This window comes from Arthrobacter hankyongi (genome assembly GCF_022012395.1).
In the GTDB taxonomy this organism is placed as follows: Bacteria; Actinomycetota; Actinomycetes; order Actinomycetales; family Micrococcaceae; genus Crystallibacter; species Crystallibacter hankyongi.
Window position 1 is genome coordinate 20,588 of record NZ_JAKLTQ010000007.1, and the last position, 16,451, is coordinate 37,038.

Genomic DNA, 16,451 nt, shown 5'->3' on the forward strand with positions numbered 1-16,451 from the left:
CGGCCGTTAGCTGGGCAGGGGCTAGAGCCGTTCCGGGGGCGGTGCGGAAGGGACGAAGTCGCGGTCTTGGAGCAGCGAGGTGACCCAGGGGACCGGGTGGCCCCGGTGGTGGATGCCCACCGCGGCCGCCACGATGATTGCCCCTAGAACACCACAGATGATGTCCGTCATGGTGTCTTCCAGGCCCGCGTGCTGTGCACGGGTGCCCAGGACGGAGTCGCTGGTGAATTCGGCGATTTCCCACGCGGCGGCGGCGAAGCCGCCGGAGGTGATTATCCCCGCCACCACCAGGAACGGGGGAAGGGCAACGCCCGTCCGCCGGCCGGCGACACCCAGGGCGAAGGTGACGGCGCAACCGACCAGAACACCGGAGAACGTATGGACGGGCTTGTCCCACTGGGTCCAGAAGGCATAGAGCCCCAACCGGCTGCCAACCAGCGGTCCTGCAAGCAGGAACCCGAAATAGCAGCCGTGCAGCCAGGTCGGGAACCGGGAACGGATTGCCGTTTCCACCGCGGAGGGCACCAGCGCCGCGACGACCAGCATGGTCGGGACGGCGGCTTCGCTCCAAGCCTGCGATACAGCGGACACCGCCAGGAAACAAAGAAAAAGCAGTTCCACCGGGAGCAGCATCCTCGTTCCGGGGGCATTCAGGAACAACCGGACGGCCGAACGGAAGGGCAGGGCCGCGGGGCCGGCACGGCCTTCCACACCGGCGCGCTTGCCGGTCACGGGCTCACGGACCGCCGCGAGCTCCGGGTTCCCTCCGGCCTGGCCGAGGGTTTCGGAGCTCTCCGCGGGGTTGCTGTCCGGGTCGGGGCCGGGCTGCACGGCTACCTCATCCCCCGAACGGGGCCGACACCCGGGGAGGCCGGCACGGCCCCGGCCCGGCGAAGCCGGCGCCGTGCCGCCGCCCGGTGGCGTAAGGACCCGGAGGGGACCTGCAGCAAACCCAGGGCCCGGCTGACGTCGCCTGTCACACCCTGAGTGTAACGACGGCCACCCGCCGGAGGAACGGTGGAACAGGATCCGGGCCGGTATGGGGCCTAGACGCCCGCCAGCTCGCGTTCGGCCTCGGCCCGCGGCCGGCGCAGCTTGTCCCCTTCGACGTCGACATCCGGCAGCAGGCGCGCCAGCCAGCGCGGGCACCACCAGGCCGCGCGGCCGAAGAGCTGCATCAGCGCCGGCACCAGCGTCATCCGGACGAGGAACGCATCGACGAACACGCCGAAGGCCAGGGCGAAGCCGATGGCCCGGATGTCCGGCACATCCGAGAAGACGAAGCCGCCGAAGACCGCGATCATGATCACGGCCGCCGCGGTAACCACCCGGGCGCCGTGGCTGAAGCCGGCCCGGACGGCCCGGTGCGCATCGCCGCCGTGGACGTAGGCTTCGCGCATGCCGGAGACCAGGAACATCTGGTAGTCCATGGCCAGGCCGAAGAGCACGCCGATCAGGATGATGGGCAGGAAGGCCATGATCGGGGCCGGATCGCCGGTGCGGAACAGCTCGCTGAACCATCCCCACTGGAAGACCGCCACGACGGCGCCGAAAGAGGCAGCCAGGGAGAGCAGGAAGCCCGCCGTGGCCTGCAGCGGCACCAGGATCGAGCGGAAAACCAGTAGCAGCAGCACGAGCGAGAGACCGATGACCACGGCCAGGTAGACCGGCAGGGCCGCGGCCAGCTTGGCCGAGACATCGATGTTCATCGCGGTCTGCCCGGTAACCCCGACGTCGACGGCGCCGGAGGTGCGCCCGTAGCCGGCGGCGTCCGCGCGCAGGGACTTCACCAGCTGCTCGGTGCTCTGGCTGGAGGGACCCTCCGCCGGAATGACCTGCACGATCGCGAACGTGCCGTCCGCGCTGATGCCCGCCGGGCTGGCGGCCGCCACGTGGTCGGCCGCAGCCAGTTTTTGTGCCAGCTTCGTCACGACCGCTTCGGGGTTGGCGCCGCCGGGCACGGTTGCCGTCACCAGCAGCGGCCCGTTGGCGCCGGCCCCAAAGCCCTCTTCGATGAGCTTGTGGGCCTTGTAGCTGCTGCTTTCGGGCAGGTTGGCCGAGGCGTCGGGCAGGCCCAGCCGCATGCCGAGGGCCGGGATCGAGACAATCCCCAGCAGCAGCACGGTACTGGCGGCAACGGCCACCGGATGGGCGGTGACCCAGCGCGCCCAGCGGTTGTCCTGCATCGGTACGGCCGCGGCTCCGCCGGTCCGGTTTTCGGCTTTGCTCCTGGCCCGCCGGGACACGATGCGGCCGCCGATGATACCCAGCAGGGCCGGCGCCAGGGTCAGCGCCACCAGGACCGAGACGGCGACGGTGCCGGCGGCGGCCAGCCCCATCACGGCCAGGAACGGGATGCCCGGCAGGCTCAGGGCTGCCAGGGCGATGACCACGGTCAGCCCGGCGAACAGGACCGCGTTGCCCGAGGTGCCCACGGACAGGGCGGCCGATTCCGCCACCGGCATGCCCCGGAGCACCTGGTTCCGGTGGCGGTTGACGATGAACAGGCAGTAGTCGATGCCGACGGCCAGGCCCAGCATGAGCGCGAGGACGACGGCGTTCTGGCCGATCGGGAAGACGTTGGTCAAGGCCAGCACCGTGCCGAGCCCGGCGGCGACGCCGAAGAGGGCGGTCAGCAGCGGCAGGCCGGCGGCGATCAGCGAGCCCAGGGCCACGACCAGGACGACGGCGGCGATGGCGACGCCGACGATCTCGCTGCTGCCGATGGCCGACGGGCTGCCGGAGATCGAGGGGCTGAACTGCGTCTGGAGCCCGACGTCGGCGAGCGGATCCGCGGCGGCGCGGATGGCCGCCCGGGTCGTGGCGGAGGGATAGCTGCCGGATTCGTAGACCACGTTGATCACGGCAATGCGCCCGTCCGACGACACTGCCCCCGTGGAGAGCGGATCGGCGGCGCCCCGGACCCCGTCCAGCCCCGAGATCCGGTCCAGTTCGTCCGCGATGACCGCGAACTGGGCATTGCTGATCGTCCCGCCGGGGCCGGCGGCGACGACGATCCGTCCGGATTCCTCGTCGGCGGAGGGCATCTTGTCCTCCAGCTTGTCCAGCAGTTCCTGGGACTGCGTGCCGGGAATGTCGGTGGAATCATCCAGCGGTCCGCCGAACGCGGCCACCGAGCCGATGACGATTGCGACCAGGGCCAGCCAGGTGGAGACCACCCACCATCGTTTGCGGAAACAGAACCTGCCGAGCCGGTAGAGAAAAGCGGACATGGGAAAACTCCTCGGGAAGGGTGCGGGTGTGCTGCCGTCGACGCCCCGTGGCAGCAGGCTCTGCCAGCGTATTTCCCGGACCCCGCCGGGCGGATCGTCCGGCAGGGGGAAATCGGCCGGGCCCGGGTCATCCAAAAGTCGTAGCCGGCCGGCCCCGTGCCGTGGCGGCGCCGGCCGGACGGCGGGCCTTAGCCGCGTGTGAAGGTGCCCAGGCCGGTCCGGTCGTAGTAGTCGAGCCGGACGCTGGAGGCCCGGCCAGCGGCGCCGACGGTGAAGATCGCCCCGGCCAGGCCGTTGGCGTTCTCGCCGATGGTTTCGAAGCTGAAGGTGTCGCCGTCGAAATGGGCCAGGCAGAAGGTGGTGGGCTTGTTGTCCGGCCCCATGGTCATGGCCAGCATGCCGTTGTCCGCGGCGACGGTGAGCGGGCCGTAATAGGAGTTGGCGTACGTGCCGGTGTAGGCGCTGTCCGCGCGCGCCGGCCGGGGCTGGGCCGGGCGCTTGGAGTAGTCGACCGGCGGCTTGTCCGCCTCGTCGATCTGCCGGAACACCTCGGCGGTGAACGCCAGCCAGTCCACCGTGGGCGCCCCGTGCTGGGCGGTGTCGAAGAACTCGGCGCCGATCGCCTCGGGGATGCCCTGCGGCCGTCCGTTGGTCAGCACCACTATGCCCAGCTGCTCCCCCGGCAGCATCAGCACCGACGTCGCGGCACCGAGGTCGAAGGCCCCGGAGTGCCCCAGCTGGACCCGGGCCTGGTCATCATAGGTGACGTTCCAGCCCAGGCCGTAGAAGTGGGCGCGGGCCAGCGGCGTGGCCGGCGGCCCCATGATCATCTGCGGTGCGTGGGTGGCCAGCAGGGCGTCCTCATTGATTACCTGCCGGCCCTCGTAGCGGCCGTTGGCCAGCTGCAGGCGGATCCACCGGGCCAGGTCCCGCACCGAGGAGCTGGCCCCGCCGGCGGGTGCCTCCGCGTCGGCGTCGCGGACGTACTTGGCCTCCCACTTCTTATTTCCCACCGGCACGTGGATCAGCGCCTTGTTCGCGCTCTTTTCATAGTCCGCGTGGCGGTAGGTCGAGTTGCCCATGCCCAGCGGACGGAACAGGATCTCCTCGGCCAGGTCCTCCCAGGTCATGCCCATGGCATCCGCGGCCGCCTGGCCGCCCTCGGTGTAGCCGAAGTTGCTGTACTGGTAGGTGGAGCGGAACGGTTCCAGCGGCTGCTGGTCGAGGCGGGCCAGGATGTAAGCGCGGTCGAAGCCGAGGTCCTCGAGCAGGTCCCCGGCCCCGGTGTGCAGGCCGCTGCGGTGGGACATCAGGTCCTCGAACGTGGCGTTCCGGGTCACGTAGGGGTCCTTGAGGGCAAACTTCGGGTTGTGCCGGATCACCGGGTCCGCCCAGTGGGCCTTCCCCCGGCCCACCACCCCGGCCACCACCGTCGAGGCCAGCGGCTTGGAGACCGAGGCGAGCTGGAACACCGTGTCGGCGTCCACCGTGCCGGGCCGGCCCACCTCGCGCACCCCGAAGCCCCGCAGGTACAGCACCTCGTCCTGGTAGACGACGGCGGCCGCGATGCCCGGCACGCCCGTGGTGTCCATCGCGTGGTGGACCGATCCGGCCAGCCGGGCCAAGGCGCCGTCGACCTTGTCACGGTCCAGCAGCGGCGGGACCTGCTGCGGCGGCGCGGGCAGCAACGGCCCCGCTGCCGACGCCGGGCGGACAGCGGCGCCGGCAGTGCCGCCGGCCAGCAGGGGCAGGACAACCGTCCCCGCCGCCCCGGCGCCCAGCGTCTTCAGCAGCGTGCGGCGGTCCGGGAAAGCGGAACTGGATCCGGCCATGGGAACCCCTCATGATGCACAGTCATCCTGCCTCGGTCCGCGCCGCCCCGGAACCGCCGGGCTGAAGCCTTACCACCCATGGTGGACCTTGCGCCCGGCCGGAACAATGTTCCCCGGCGTATCCGCCGGGTCCGCTTCCCTGGCCTCATCCGGCGTCGGCGCGGACGGTGACGGTAACCGGGCCGCGGACGGTGACGTTTCCGGCGCTGATGAGCACCTCGCCCGGGTACGTACCGGCGTCCGCATCCGACGGGACGGTGACGGCGACATCCACCGTGGCGCTGGCGCCGGGGGCGAGGTCCGGGACATCCACGGTGGATGCGGCCAGCCCGCCGCCCAGGGACACCGTGGCCGTGCCCGCCGGGAGGCGGGTGACGTCGTCGTTCCGCACGGCGATGGCAACCGTTCCCGAGTCGCCCGCGGCGATGACGGTCCCCGCCGTGCTGACGGCGGCGCAGTGCGGCGCCAGCCAGTCCCGGTCGAAGATGGCAAAGCGCAGCTCGTTGTGCAGTCCTTCATAAAACAGGGCGAAACGGTTCCCGCCCAGTGCCACCATGTCCGAATAGGACGTCCTGCCCGGCTGGAAGACGCGCGCCACGGGCCAGGTCCGTCCGTCGTCGCAGGAGTAGCGGATGGTGCCGTTCACGCGTTTGTCCGCGCTGGCCGCGTTGCTGAAGAGCAGCTTCTTCGCGTCCGCCGAGCCTTGCGGTGCGTCCGGGTACATGCGGACCAGCGCGGCGTTGTTGCGCGGGTCGATCAGGACCGCATCCGTGGCGACAGCGCCGTACGTCCGGCCGCCGTCCTGCGAGATGGCGACGTAGCGCGCGCCGCCCGCCTTCTGCATCCGCGAATTGAGCATGACCTCGCCGGTGGACAGTTCCACCGCCTTGTTTTCGTTCATCCGGGTACCCACCGGGGTGCCCATCTGCCAGCTGGCGCCATGGTCATCGCTGTACACGGAATACGCCTTGACCTGGGTACGGCCGGTGGCCGTGCGGAAGATGCCGGCATACTGCTGCAGCAGCCGGCCGGCGTAGGCGCCGTACCTGAGCTGGATGCCGTGGCCGCTGGTGGCAAAGGTGCCCCGCACGCCGTCCGGCTTGACCACCTTGGTGATCAGGCGCTGTGCCCACGTCAGACCCCGGTCCTTGGAAACGGCGACCGCGGCGCTCATCACGTCACGGTCGCTGTCGTCATTGCCGTAGTCGCTGTCCGAGAAGCCGGTGTCCTTGGAATAGACGTAGAAAACGTAGACCCAGCCCGTCTCCTCGTCCACCACGAAGCTGGGGTCCGAGTAGCCGATGTCCTCTTCCTCCTCCGGATCCTCGCGGCCCCGGGCAATCACGGTCTGGCCGGTCCAGGTCCGGCCGCCGTCCAGCGAGCGGCGCAGCAGAATGGAGTTCGGTCCCGGCGCGTCCTGCATGGTGGGCCGGCCGTTGTAGGCGGCCAAAAGCACACCGCCGCCCAGGTTCGCCAGCGCCGGGATTCGGTAGTTGCGGAACCGCCCGTCGCCGCCCTTGGCGAGGATCTGTTCGGTATAGGAGCCGGCCGCGGCTTCGGTCCGGTGGCGCCCGCCGACGGTGGCCGGGCCCTCCCGGGCCAGGATGCTGCCGGCCGCCAGGGCAAGTGCCAGCAGGCCGGCGGCGGCCGGAAGCTTGTACCGTGGCGCGATGGACATCCAGGCCCTTTCAGCAGGGCAATGAACCGAACTGCGAGGTACCAGCAGTATAGGATTCCGGCGCTGAAATTCACCTGGTTGTCATCTGGAATTTGCCGGCGCCGCCGCAGCACGGCGCGCCTCGAAGCCGGCTCCCGGCAGGAGGCCGGCTGCCGGTCTGCCGCCGCTTAGGCGGCCTGGGTGATGCGCACGGTGTTGCCCGACGGGTCGCGGAACGCGCAGTCCCGCGGACCCCAAGGCTGGTCCATCGGCTCCTGCAGTACCTCGGCGCCGGTGGCCAGCAGCTGCTCGAATGCGGCGTCCAGGTCGTCGGTGCGGAAGACGATGTTCGGCAGCACGCCCTTGGTGAGCAGCTCCTGCAGGATGTCGCCGTCGGCCTGCGAGCGCCCGGCATGGGGTGCCGACAGCACGATCTCCAGGCCCGGCTGGTCCGGACTGCCCAGGGTGACCCAGTGGAAACCGCCGGAGGCGACGTCGTTGCGGACCTCGAGGCCGAGCCCGTCCCGGTAGAAGGGAAGCGACTCGTTGGGGTCGTTGACGGTGATGTGGCAGTACTGCAGGGCGATAGTCATGCCGCCCACGCTACGCGCCGGCGGCCGCGGCCGCTTCTTGGATCCTGCTCGGTATCTTCCGGGCCGGCCGGGTCTGCAGCATCGCCACGCACGGGGGCATCGCCGCCACCGCGGGGTGCTCCCGGCTGCGGTACGCGCTGGGGGTCTCCCCCACGAGTTCGGTGAACCGCGAACTGAACGAGCCCAGCGACGTACAGCCGACCGCCATGCAGGCATCGGTCACACTCGCGCCGGCGCGCAGCAGGGCCATGGCGCGCTCGATCCGCCGGGTCATCAGGTAGGCATAGGGCGTCTCGCCGTAGGCGGCACGGAACCGGCGGGAGAAGTGGGCCGGGGACATCAAGGCGTGGCGGGCCATCGCCGGCACGTCCAGCGGCCGGGCATACTCCCGGTCCATCAGGTCCCGTGCCCGGCGCAGGTGCGCAAGGTTGGCCAGCTCGTCCGGGGTCACGGTCCGAGCGTAGCACCCGGTCCGGACGGTTCCAGGACGACGGCGGCGTCGGGGAACCGCCCCCGCGGCTACGCCCGGGCGGAGGCGACGGCGGAGGCCAGCGCCGCCAGGCCCTTGTCGAAGTCCTTGCCGACCATCTTGTCCATGTTCATGAACAGCGCAAAGAGCCGGCCGATCCCCTTGGTCTCCCCGGTCATGGTCCAGGTCACCCGGGTGCCCCCGTCCTCCGGCATAAACGTGAAGACAGTGGGGTTGACGGCCTTCATCGGCTTGGTGAAGACCAGGCGGATCCGGATGCTGTTCGGCTCCTCCGCTTCCTGGATCTCCATGGTGCCGGAGCCGGCCTTCCTGCCGGCCCAGGCATATTTGGCGCCGACACCGGCCTCGCTGCCGGAAAAGGTGCGGGACATGCCCGGATCGAGGGATTCCCACGGTGACCAGGCGGTCCACTTGTGGAAGTCGACGACGAAGGGATAGACCTCGTCCGGGCGGGCCGGGATCAGGGCGTTGCGGGTGACGGTGAAAGTAGGCATGGGCACAGTCTAGGGACTGCATCCGACACCCGTAGGTCTCGACCCGCCCAATAGTGCCGCCGGCGCGCCGGGGTCAGCTGTCCGGGCCGCCGTTGATGGTCAGGATGGTGCCGTTCGTATAGCCGGAGCGCGGCGAGGCAAGGAACGCGGCGGCGCTGGCGATCTCCCGCGGCGTCGCGGCGCGGCCGAAGGGCAGGTCCGCGTCGAATTCCTGCCAGCGCCCGGCGTCGCCGAGTTCCTGTCCGGCCCGGGCACGGGACCGGCGCTCATGCCGCGGCGTGGACACCGGCCCCGGGTTGATCCCGACCACGCGCATCCCGTCCCGGGCCGCGGCCTTCCCCAGCGCCCGGGTGAAGGCCATCAGCGCGGCGTTGCCGGCCGCCCCGGCAATGTAGTCCGGCGGAAAGCCCTCGCCGGCCGAGCCGATGATGTTGACGATGACCCCGCGGCGGGCCTGCAGCTTTGCGTAGAGGGAACGGGACAGGTCGATGTAGCCGAACACCTTCAGGTCCCACGCCCGCTGCCATGCCGCGTGGTCGATCTGCTGCAGGTTGCCGGACGGAATGGCGCCGGCATTGTTCACCAGCACATCCAGTTCCCCGACCGCCGCGGCCAACCGCAGCCGTTCGGCCTCGACGGACAGGTCCGCGGCCAGCGTGGCCACCGGCACGCCGTGTTCGGCGCGGATCGCCTCCGCGGCCTCCGCCAGCCGCGCGGCATCGCGGCTGGCCAGCAGCAGCTCGCAGCCCTCCTCCGCCAGCACCTCGGCGGTCTCCCGCCCGATGCCCTGGGTTGCCCCGGTGACCAGGGCCTTTTTGCCGCGCAACTGCAGATCCATCCAGCCTCTTCCCCTACGTGAAAAGTCAAAGAACTCAAGGTTAAAAACGGTCCGGGTCCGGACTCCGCGATCCTATGCTAGAGCCGGCCTTGCGGCGGCGCGCTAGACTCGCCGTTGTTGCCATCGAACCCACTCGACAGGAGCAGGCATGCCCAAGCCCGATATCACCCCCGGTGCACCGTGCTGGATCGACCTGATGACCTCGGACCCGGAGGCGGCCAAGCAGTTCTACACCGAACTCTTCGGCTGGACCTACCAGACCGGTGACGAGGAGAAGTACGGCGGCTACATCATGGCGTTCAAGGACGACCGGCCGGTTGCCGGGATGATGAAGAACGACGGCCAGTCCGGCTACCCGGACGTCTGGACCACCTACCTGCGCGTCGAGGACATCGACGCCACCGCCAAGGCCGCGGCCGACGCCGGCGGGCAGGTCTATCTGCAGCCCATGGAAGTGCCCGAACAGGGCAAGATGGCCATGCTCGGCGACGCCGGCGGGGCCGCCGTCGGCGTCTGGCAGTTCGGCGGCCACACCGGCTTCCAGGTTGCCGCCGAGCCCGGTTCACCGGCCTGGCACGAACTGTTCACCCGCGACTACCCGGCCACCGTGAAGTTCTACCAGGACGTCTTCGGCTGGGACACCTCGGTGATGGGCGATACCGACGACTTCCGCTACACCACCCTCGGCGCCAACGAGAACGCCAAGGCCGGCATCATGGACGCCGGCGCGTTCCTGCCCGAGGGCGTCCCGGCCCACTGGCGCGCCTACTTCGCCGTCGAGGACGCCGACGCCGCCATCGTGAAGGCTCAGGCCCTCGGCGGCAAGGTGGTCCAGCCGGCCGAGGATACCCCGTTCGGCCGGGTGGCCACGCTGACCGACCCCACCGGGGCCATGTTCCTGATTGTCCAGGAGCTCCCGCAGGGCCGGTAACCCATTAAAAGCACGACGTCGGCACCCGGCCGGGTGCCGACGTCGTGCTTTGGTGTTTGGCTGCGGTCAGGCCTCGACGATGATGACCGTGACCACCGGCCGGCGCCGCAGCGACCGGTCGGACCAGCGCGCCAGGGCCTCGCCGATGGCGCGTTCGGCCCCCGGGCCGGTCTTGTCGCCCTTGAACCCGGCCAGGGTCTTCTCCACGATCCCGGTGGCCTTCTTCAGCTCGCCGTCGGCCGGGGCGAAGCCCACGGGGAAGAACTCCGGGTCCTCCTCCAGCTTCCCGGTGTCCGGGTTGACGATCGCCAGCACGCTGATGGCGCCGTCCTCGGCCAGCCGGAGGCGGTCCTGGAGGGACTCCTCCGTGGCGGCCCCGGCCACCATGTTCTCCACGAACACGTAGTCCGCCGGGACGCTGCCGACCACCTGGGCCACCCCGTCCTTGAGGTCGACGACGGTGCCGTCCTCGATGATCAGCGCACGCGACTCGTCGACGCCGGTGCGCACCGCCAGTTCCGCGTTGGCCTTCAGGTGGCGGTACTCGCCGTGCAGCGGCACCACGTTGCGCGGACGGACCAGGTTGTAGCAGTACACGAGCTCGCCGGCGCTGGCGTGCCCGGAGACGTGGACCTTGGCGTTGCCCTTGTGCACCACGTTGGCGCCGCGCTTGGTCAGGTCGTTGATCAGCCGGTAGATGGCCGACTCGTTGCCGGGCACCAGCGAGGACGCCAGCAGCACGGTGTCCCCGTCGACCAGGTCGATCTCATGGTCGCCGCTGGCCATGCGCGCCAGCGCGGCCATCGGTTCGCCCTGCGAGCCGGTGCAGATGATGACGGCCTTGGTCGGCGGCATCTTGTCGATGTCCTTGAAGTCCACCAGGATGCCGCGCGGTATCTTCAGGTAGCCCAGCTCGCGGGCCGTGGTCATGTTGCGCACCATCGAACGGCCCACGAAGGCGACCTTGCGCCCGTACTGGTGTGCGGCGTCGATGATCTGCTGGATGCGGTGCACGTGGCTGGCGAAGCTGGAGACGATCACCCGGCGCGGCGCGGTGCGCATCACCGTGTCGATCGCCGGCGCCAGCTCCTGCTCGGAGGCCATGAAGCCCGGGACCTCCGCGTTGGTGGAGTCCGGCAGGAACACGTCCACGCCTTCCTCGCCCAGCCGGGCGAAGCCGGCCAGGTCGGTGATCCGGCGGTCCAGCGGGAACTGGTCCATCTTGAAGTCGCCGGTGGCCAGGGCCAGCCCGGCGCCGGTGCGGATGGCCACCGCCAGCCCGTCCGGGATCGAGTGGTTCACGGCCAGGAACTCCAGGTCGAACGGGCCGAACTTCTTCCGGTCCCCCTCCTTGACCTGGATCATCTTGGCGGTGATCCGGTGCTCCTGGAGCTTGGTCTTGACGAAGGCCAGCGTCAGCTTCGCGGAGATCAGCGGGATGTCCGCGCGTTCCTTCAGCAGGTAGGGAACGCCGCCGATGTGGTCCTCGTGCCCGTGGGTGAGGACCAGGCCGACGATGTCGTCCAGCCGGTCACGCAGGTAGGAGAAGTCCGGCAGGATGAGGTCCACACCCGGGTGGTGCTCCTCGGGGAACAGCACGCCGCAGTCGACGATCAGCAGCTTGCCGCCGAACTCGAACACGGTCATGTTGCGGCCGATCTCGCCGAGGCCGCCCAGCGGCACGATGCGCAGGGCCCCCTTGGCAAGCTGCGGGGGCTTCGCCTTCGTCGATGCGGGCTTGGCGTGGCGTGCGGTCCTGGTCATGCAATCCGTTCTCTATGGCGTGGCCGCGGGCGGCAATGCCCCCAGCCGGATGGCCAGCGGTGTTATGCGGTGCGGCCGGATCGCCTTCCGGCGGCCGGCGGCCCGTCCCGCCGCGTCGGCGGGTCGGCATACGTGCCTCCGACTTTACCACCGCAGCCCGGACCCTGGCGCTTCCGGCCGCCGACTCGATCGGGAACCCCGTATTCCTTCACGGTCACGCACGAAATGCGGTTTCGTGCGTGACCGGGAAAAGTGGAACTGCCGGTTTCCGCAGGCGGCGGCTGCCTGGGTGCCCGGTTCGTCCCGCCCTTCTGCTTTATGGTTTCGCCCCGCCCCGCCCGCTCACATCACTCTGGCGCGTGGGGAAGTTGCGGACGGCGCGGGTCCAGACGGTATCCGACCCGGGTTGCCGAGCTTGAACCGGTCACCTCGAAATGTCCGTCCCCGTCCTTCAGCCCGTCGATCTGTTCCAGAGCAATTCCACGTCAACCATCACGCTGCAATCCTTGCCGACGCGGCGTGGTGGTCAGGCCGGCGTGAGACGCACCGGCAGGGATGCCCAGCCGCGCAGCGTATTGTGCAGGAACGGCACCGGTTCCGCGGTGAGTTCGATGGCCTTCACCCGCTGGGCCAGGGTGTTGAACAGCACCTCCATTTCCAGCCGGGAAACCGGCTGGCCAACGCACTGGTGGATGCCCATGCCGAAGCCCAGATGCCCACCGGCCTGGCGCTCGATCCGGTAGCTGCCGGCGTCGGGACCCCAGTGGCGCGGGTCCCGGTTGGCCGCGCCCACGAAGACGGCCACCTTGGCCTCGGCGGGCAGCTGGATGCCGTGGAAGGACACCGGCTTGCTCGTCGTGCGGTAAAAGGACTGGAAGGGCGACTCGTACCTGAAGGCCTCGTCGATGGCGAACCGGGCCAGCTTCGGGTTGGCGTGCACCTTGGCCCACTCCCCCGGGTGGCGGGCCAGGCACTGCAGGGTGTTGCCGATCGAGAAGATCGTGGTGTCCAGCCCCGCCGAGAGCATGGCCCGCACCAGCAGCGCGGCCTGGGCCTCGGTGATCTCGCCGCGGTCCGCGAAATCCCAGATCTGCGCGCCGAGGCTGCCCGGCGCCAGACGCTCGCGGGCGGTGTTGGCCATGGCCCATTCGTTGGTACCGGCTCCGCGGCGGAAGAACTTCTTGGACCGCTCGTCGTCGGGGCCGAAGGTACTGAAGTTCATGGCCCCGAGCGCGAGCAGGTTCTCGGCCCGGCCCTCGCGGGGGATGCCGACGGCGTCACCGAACACCCGCAGCGGGAACACCTGGGCAAAATCGGACACGGCATCGAATTCGCGCAGGTCCAGGACTTTCTCCACCAGTTCGTCGGCAAACTCTTGGAACTGGCCGCGCAGGGCGCGCGTGCCCTTCGGCGAAATCACCCCGGCCATGGCGTGGCGCATGGCAGTGTGGACCGGCGGGTCGGACTCCATGATGCCCTGCGGGCGCCAGGACGGTTCGTGGTGCAGGTTCTTCGGTCCCGCGCCGGCCCCGGAAATGAACGTGGCGTAGTCGTCGAGGATGTCCTTGCAGGCGTCGAAGCGGGCGAACGCCGGCACGCCGTACTTTTCCAGCCAGACGCCCGGACCGGCTTCGCGCATGCGTTCGAACAGCGGGTACGGATCGAGCAGGCTGGCATCCGAATACGGATCCTCGTCAATAACTGGGGCTGCTGCAACAGGCAGATTGATGGTCACGGATGCCTCACTTCTCGAAGCGGCGGGGAATTCCCTCAACGTAGCGGCGTTCGGGAGCCGGCCTAAATGCCGTTCTCACAATGCGAGAATGCAGATTGCCGGACGGCACGCTTCGGTGGAGCATCGCTGGAGTGCCGAGGACCGGAGGAACCGTGAGGAGGTTGGGTTGACATCATTCGAACGCGGGCTGGCCATCCTGGCCGAGGTCGCGGCCGACGGTGACGCCACCGTCGATGCGGTCGCGGCCAAGCTCGGCATCCCGCAGAGCACCACCTACCGGTACTTCAAGACGCTCAAGGAGCGCGGCTTCGTCCAGGAGGACGGCGGCCGCTACCGGCCCGGGCGTGCCCTGCTGGAGCTCTCCGGCCGGCGCCATGTGCAGTCCTACCTGGCCGAAGTCGGCACCGCGGTGCTCAAGGACGTGGTCGATGCCGTGGGCGAGACCGCGGTGATGATCATCCGGGTGGGCACGCAGGCCATGTGCCTGCGGCGGGCCGAGCCGGAGAAATCGCTGAAGTACACCTTCGCCGTCAACGAGATGCTTCCGCTGCAGGCCGGGGCCGGACAGCGGATCCTGCTGGCCTGGGCGCCGGCGGACGTCGTCCGGCAGGTGCTGGACCGCCCGCTGCCGCGCTTCACCGACAACACGCCGGCGGCGGACCAGGTCCGCTCCGGCCTGCCGCAGATCCGTGCCACGGGCCGGGTGGTCTCGCGCGGCGAGCTGGATCCGGGCTCGGTCTCCGTGGCGGTCCCGGTGTTCTGCCGCGGCGAGGTGGTCTGCTCGCTCAACGTAGCCGGACCGGAAAGCCGCTGCGGCTCCAAGGCCTGGCTCAATTCGACCTTCCAGGCGCTCGAACAGGCCGCGCGGAACCTCACCGAGTCGCTCGAATCCGTGACCAGTTTCCAATCAACCAGAGAGATTGCCGATGCAGACCCAGACCGTCACTGAAACCCCCGTTGTCGTCGGCGCCGGCCGCGCAACGCTCGAGGACCTGATCCAGGTCGCCCGGTTCCGCCGGCCGGTGGAGGTATCCGGGGAGGTACCGGCCCGGATGGAGCCCAGCCGGGCCTGGCTCGGCGCCATAGTGGACCAGATGGAGGCCGGCGAGCCGACGGCGCCGATCTACAGCATCAACACCGGCTTCGGGTCGCTGGCCGGGCGCAAGGCGTTCGACCAAGCCTCCGATGCCGCCGAGCTCTCCCGCCGGCTGGTGCTCTCCAACGCCGCCGGCGTCGGCCGGTACGTGGACGAGGAGGTGGTCCGGGCCACGATGTTCATCCGGATGGTGAGCCTGGCCCAGGGCCATTCCGGCGTCCGGCACGAAATCCTGGACACCCTGGCCGGAATGCTCAACCGGGGCGTGTACCCTGCCATCCCCGAATACGGCTCGCTGGGCGCCTCGGGGGACCTGATTCCGCTGGCGCACGTGGCCATCGTCATGACCCGCTCGCACACCGGCGCGGACGAGGAACTGGATTCCGGCGAGGCCTTCCTGGACGGCGCCGTCGTCAGCGGCAAGGCGGCCATGGCCGCCGCCGGGCTGGACCGGCTGCCGCTGGGTGCCAAGGACGGGCTGGCCCTGCTCAACGGCACGTCCTTCTCCTGCGCGCAGGCCGCCCTGGCGCTCTTCGATGCGCAGAACCTGCTGGAGAGCGCGCAGGTGACCGCCGCCATGACCATCGAGGCGCTGATGGGCTTCGGTGACGCCTTCATTGCCGAACTGCACGAGGCCCGTGGCCAGAAGGGACAGATCGAGGTGGCCGCCCGGATCCGGCAACTGCTGGCCGGCAGCACCCTGGTCGACGGCAGCGCCGATACCGACCCGGTCCGCCAGCCGCCGCAGGATGCCTACTCGCTGCGCTGCGTGCCGCAGGTCTTCGGCCCGATCAAGGACACCCTCGACTTCGCCGCCGGGATCATCGGCAACGAGATCAACGCCGCGACCGACAACCCGCTGATCTTCCCCGCACTGCCGGCCAGCCGGAGGCTCAAGGCCGTCTCCGGCGGCAATTTCCACGCCGAGTATGTGGCGTTCGTCGCGGACTTCATTTCGATCGTGGTCACCGAAATCGGCAACATCACCGAACGGCGCCTGTTCCGGCTCGACGACGGCACGCTGAACCGGGGCCTGCCGGACATGCTCATCGACAGTGACCAGACCGGCATCGACTGCGGCTATATGCTCCCGCAGTACCTGGCCGCGGCGCTGGTCTCGGACTCGAAGACGCTGTCGCACCCGGACAGCGTGGACTCGATCCCGACCTGCGCCAACCAGGAGGACCATGTCTCGATGGCCAACAACGCCGGACGGCACGCCCGGCAGGTGGTCGCCAATATCGAAACGGTCGTCGGGATCGAGCTGCTGATGGCCTGCCAGGCCTTGGAGCTGCGGCTGGCCCGGCCGGAGACCGCCTCGGCCACGCTGGCGCCGGCCAGCCGGGCCGTGCTGGAGATGGTGCGATCCACCAAGTCCGCCGACGGCCGGCCGGTGGACCACATCCGCCGCGACGTGGTGCTGTATCCGCGGGTGCGCACGGCGCTGGAGCTGGTGCACAGCGGCGCCGTCGTCGACGCCGCCGGGCGCGCGCTGGACGCGCAGGAATAGGCGGACAAAGCCTGCCGGGCGGCTGGCGGAAAAACCCATCGGCCGTCCGGTAAATCAATAACCTCAAGAAATTCCCCGCGGAGCTACACGCCCAAAAATATAATCCATCAATTTACCGGGCACGGCTTTGAAATAGGCTTTTCCGCCTTACCCCCGGGCGCTTCGCCGCGCCCAGATTTCATAGATAACCGCAGGTCAAGTGCGAATTTCAAGATTGAAAAACATGGTTACTGGAATGAAATAATCCGGGGTTGTGGCACGGCTCACTTTATCCTTAT

At 69.4% G+C, this 16,451-nt stretch carries 13 protein-coding genes; 3 read left to right on the forward strand and 10 right to left on the reverse strand.

The features are described from left to right. Positions 1 to 21: 21 nt before the first annotated feature. The 8 genes from LVY72_RS11155 to LVY72_RS11190 all read right to left on the reverse strand — a co-directional run bounded on the left by LVY72_RS11155 (position 22) and on the right by LVY72_RS11190 (position 9,137). Complete coding sequence (locus LVY72_RS11155) at positions 22 to 831, reverse strand: DUF2238 domain-containing protein (RefSeq protein WP_237820811.1); 810 nt, start codon at positions 829 to 831, stop codon at positions 22 to 24. Positions 832 to 1,046: 215 nt separating this feature from the next. Continuing rightward, entirely contained in the window at positions 1,047 to 3,233 is a 2,187-nt protein-coding gene (locus tag LVY72_RS11160) for an MMPL family transporter (RefSeq protein WP_237820813.1), read from the reverse strand. A gap of 188 nt (positions 3,234 to 3,421) precedes the next feature. Beyond that, a complete protein-coding gene (locus LVY72_RS11165) occupies positions 3,422 to 5,065 on the reverse strand; it encodes a serine hydrolase (RefSeq protein WP_237820815.1) in 1,644 nt (547 codons plus the stop codon). Positions 5,066 to 5,210: 145 nt separating this feature from the next. After that, positions 5,211 to 6,743, reverse strand: coding sequence for an exo-alpha-sialidase (locus LVY72_RS11170; RefSeq protein WP_237820817.1), 1,533 nt, complete (start codon positions 6,741 to 6,743; stop codon positions 5,211 to 5,213). A 167-nt stretch (positions 6,744 to 6,910) separates the two neighbouring features. Continuing rightward, positions 6,911 to 7,315: a VOC family protein gene (locus tag LVY72_RS11175; RefSeq protein ID WP_237820819.1), complete on the reverse strand. Its 405-nt coding sequence runs from the start codon at positions 7,313 to 7,315 to the stop codon at positions 6,911 to 6,913. Positions 7,316 to 7,325: 10 nt separating this feature from the next. Continuing rightward, on the reverse strand, positions 7,326 to 7,766 hold the full coding sequence (locus tag LVY72_RS11180; RefSeq protein ID WP_237820821.1) for a helix-turn-helix transcriptional regulator: 441 nt from the start codon (positions 7,764 to 7,766) through the stop codon (positions 7,326 to 7,328). 68 nt (positions 7,767 to 7,834) lie between these two features. Next, positions 7,835 to 8,299, reverse strand: coding sequence for an SRPBCC family protein (locus LVY72_RS11185; RefSeq protein ID WP_237820823.1), 465 nt, complete (start codon positions 8,297 to 8,299; stop codon positions 7,835 to 7,837). A gap of 73 nt (positions 8,300 to 8,372) precedes the next feature. Further along, a complete protein-coding gene (locus tag LVY72_RS11190) occupies positions 8,373 to 9,137 on the reverse strand; it encodes a short-chain dehydrogenase/reductase (protein WP_237820825.1) in 765 nt (254 codons plus the stop codon). Positions 9,138 to 9,285: 148 nt separating this feature from the next. Between LVY72_RS11190 and LVY72_RS11195 the strand changes: the two genes are divergently transcribed. Further along, the gene (locus tag LVY72_RS11195) at positions 9,286 to 10,068 is read left to right on the forward strand and encodes a VOC family protein (protein WP_237820827.1); all 783 of its coding nucleotides are present in this window, start codon (positions 9,286 to 9,288) and stop codon (positions 10,066 to 10,068) included. A gap of 66 nt (positions 10,069 to 10,134) precedes the next feature. On the opposite strand, the gene LVY72_RS11200 is transcribed toward LVY72_RS11195, so the two are convergent. Further along, positions 10,135 to 11,832 carry a ribonuclease J gene (locus LVY72_RS11200; RefSeq protein ID WP_237820829.1) on the reverse strand — a complete coding sequence of 566 codons (1,698 nt, stop codon included), beginning with the start codon at positions 11,830 to 11,832 and terminating at the stop codon, positions 10,135 to 10,137. Positions 11,833 to 12,358: 526 nt separating this feature from the next. Next, positions 12,359 to 13,567, reverse strand: coding sequence for a cytochrome P450 (locus LVY72_RS11205; RefSeq protein WP_237820831.1), 1,209 nt, complete (start codon positions 13,565 to 13,567; stop codon positions 12,359 to 12,361). 166 nt (positions 13,568 to 13,733) lie between these two features. On the opposite strand from LVY72_RS11205, the gene LVY72_RS11210 reads away from it, so the two are divergent. Together LVY72_RS11210 and LVY72_RS11215 are read left to right on the forward strand one after the other, a co-directional pair. After that, on the forward strand, positions 13,734 to 14,516 hold the full coding sequence (locus tag LVY72_RS11210) for an IclR family transcriptional regulator (RefSeq protein ID WP_237820833.1): 783 nt from the start codon (positions 13,734 to 13,736) through the stop codon (positions 14,514 to 14,516). Beyond that, the gene (locus LVY72_RS11215) at positions 14,494 to 16,173 is read left to right on the forward strand and encodes an HAL/PAL/TAL family ammonia-lyase (protein ID WP_237820835.1); all 1,680 of its coding nucleotides are present in this window, start codon (positions 14,494 to 14,496) and stop codon (positions 16,171 to 16,173) included. Before LVY72_RS11210 ends, LVY72_RS11215 begins: the two co-directional genes overlap by 23 nt. Positions 16,174 to 16,451 lie beyond the last annotated feature (278 nt).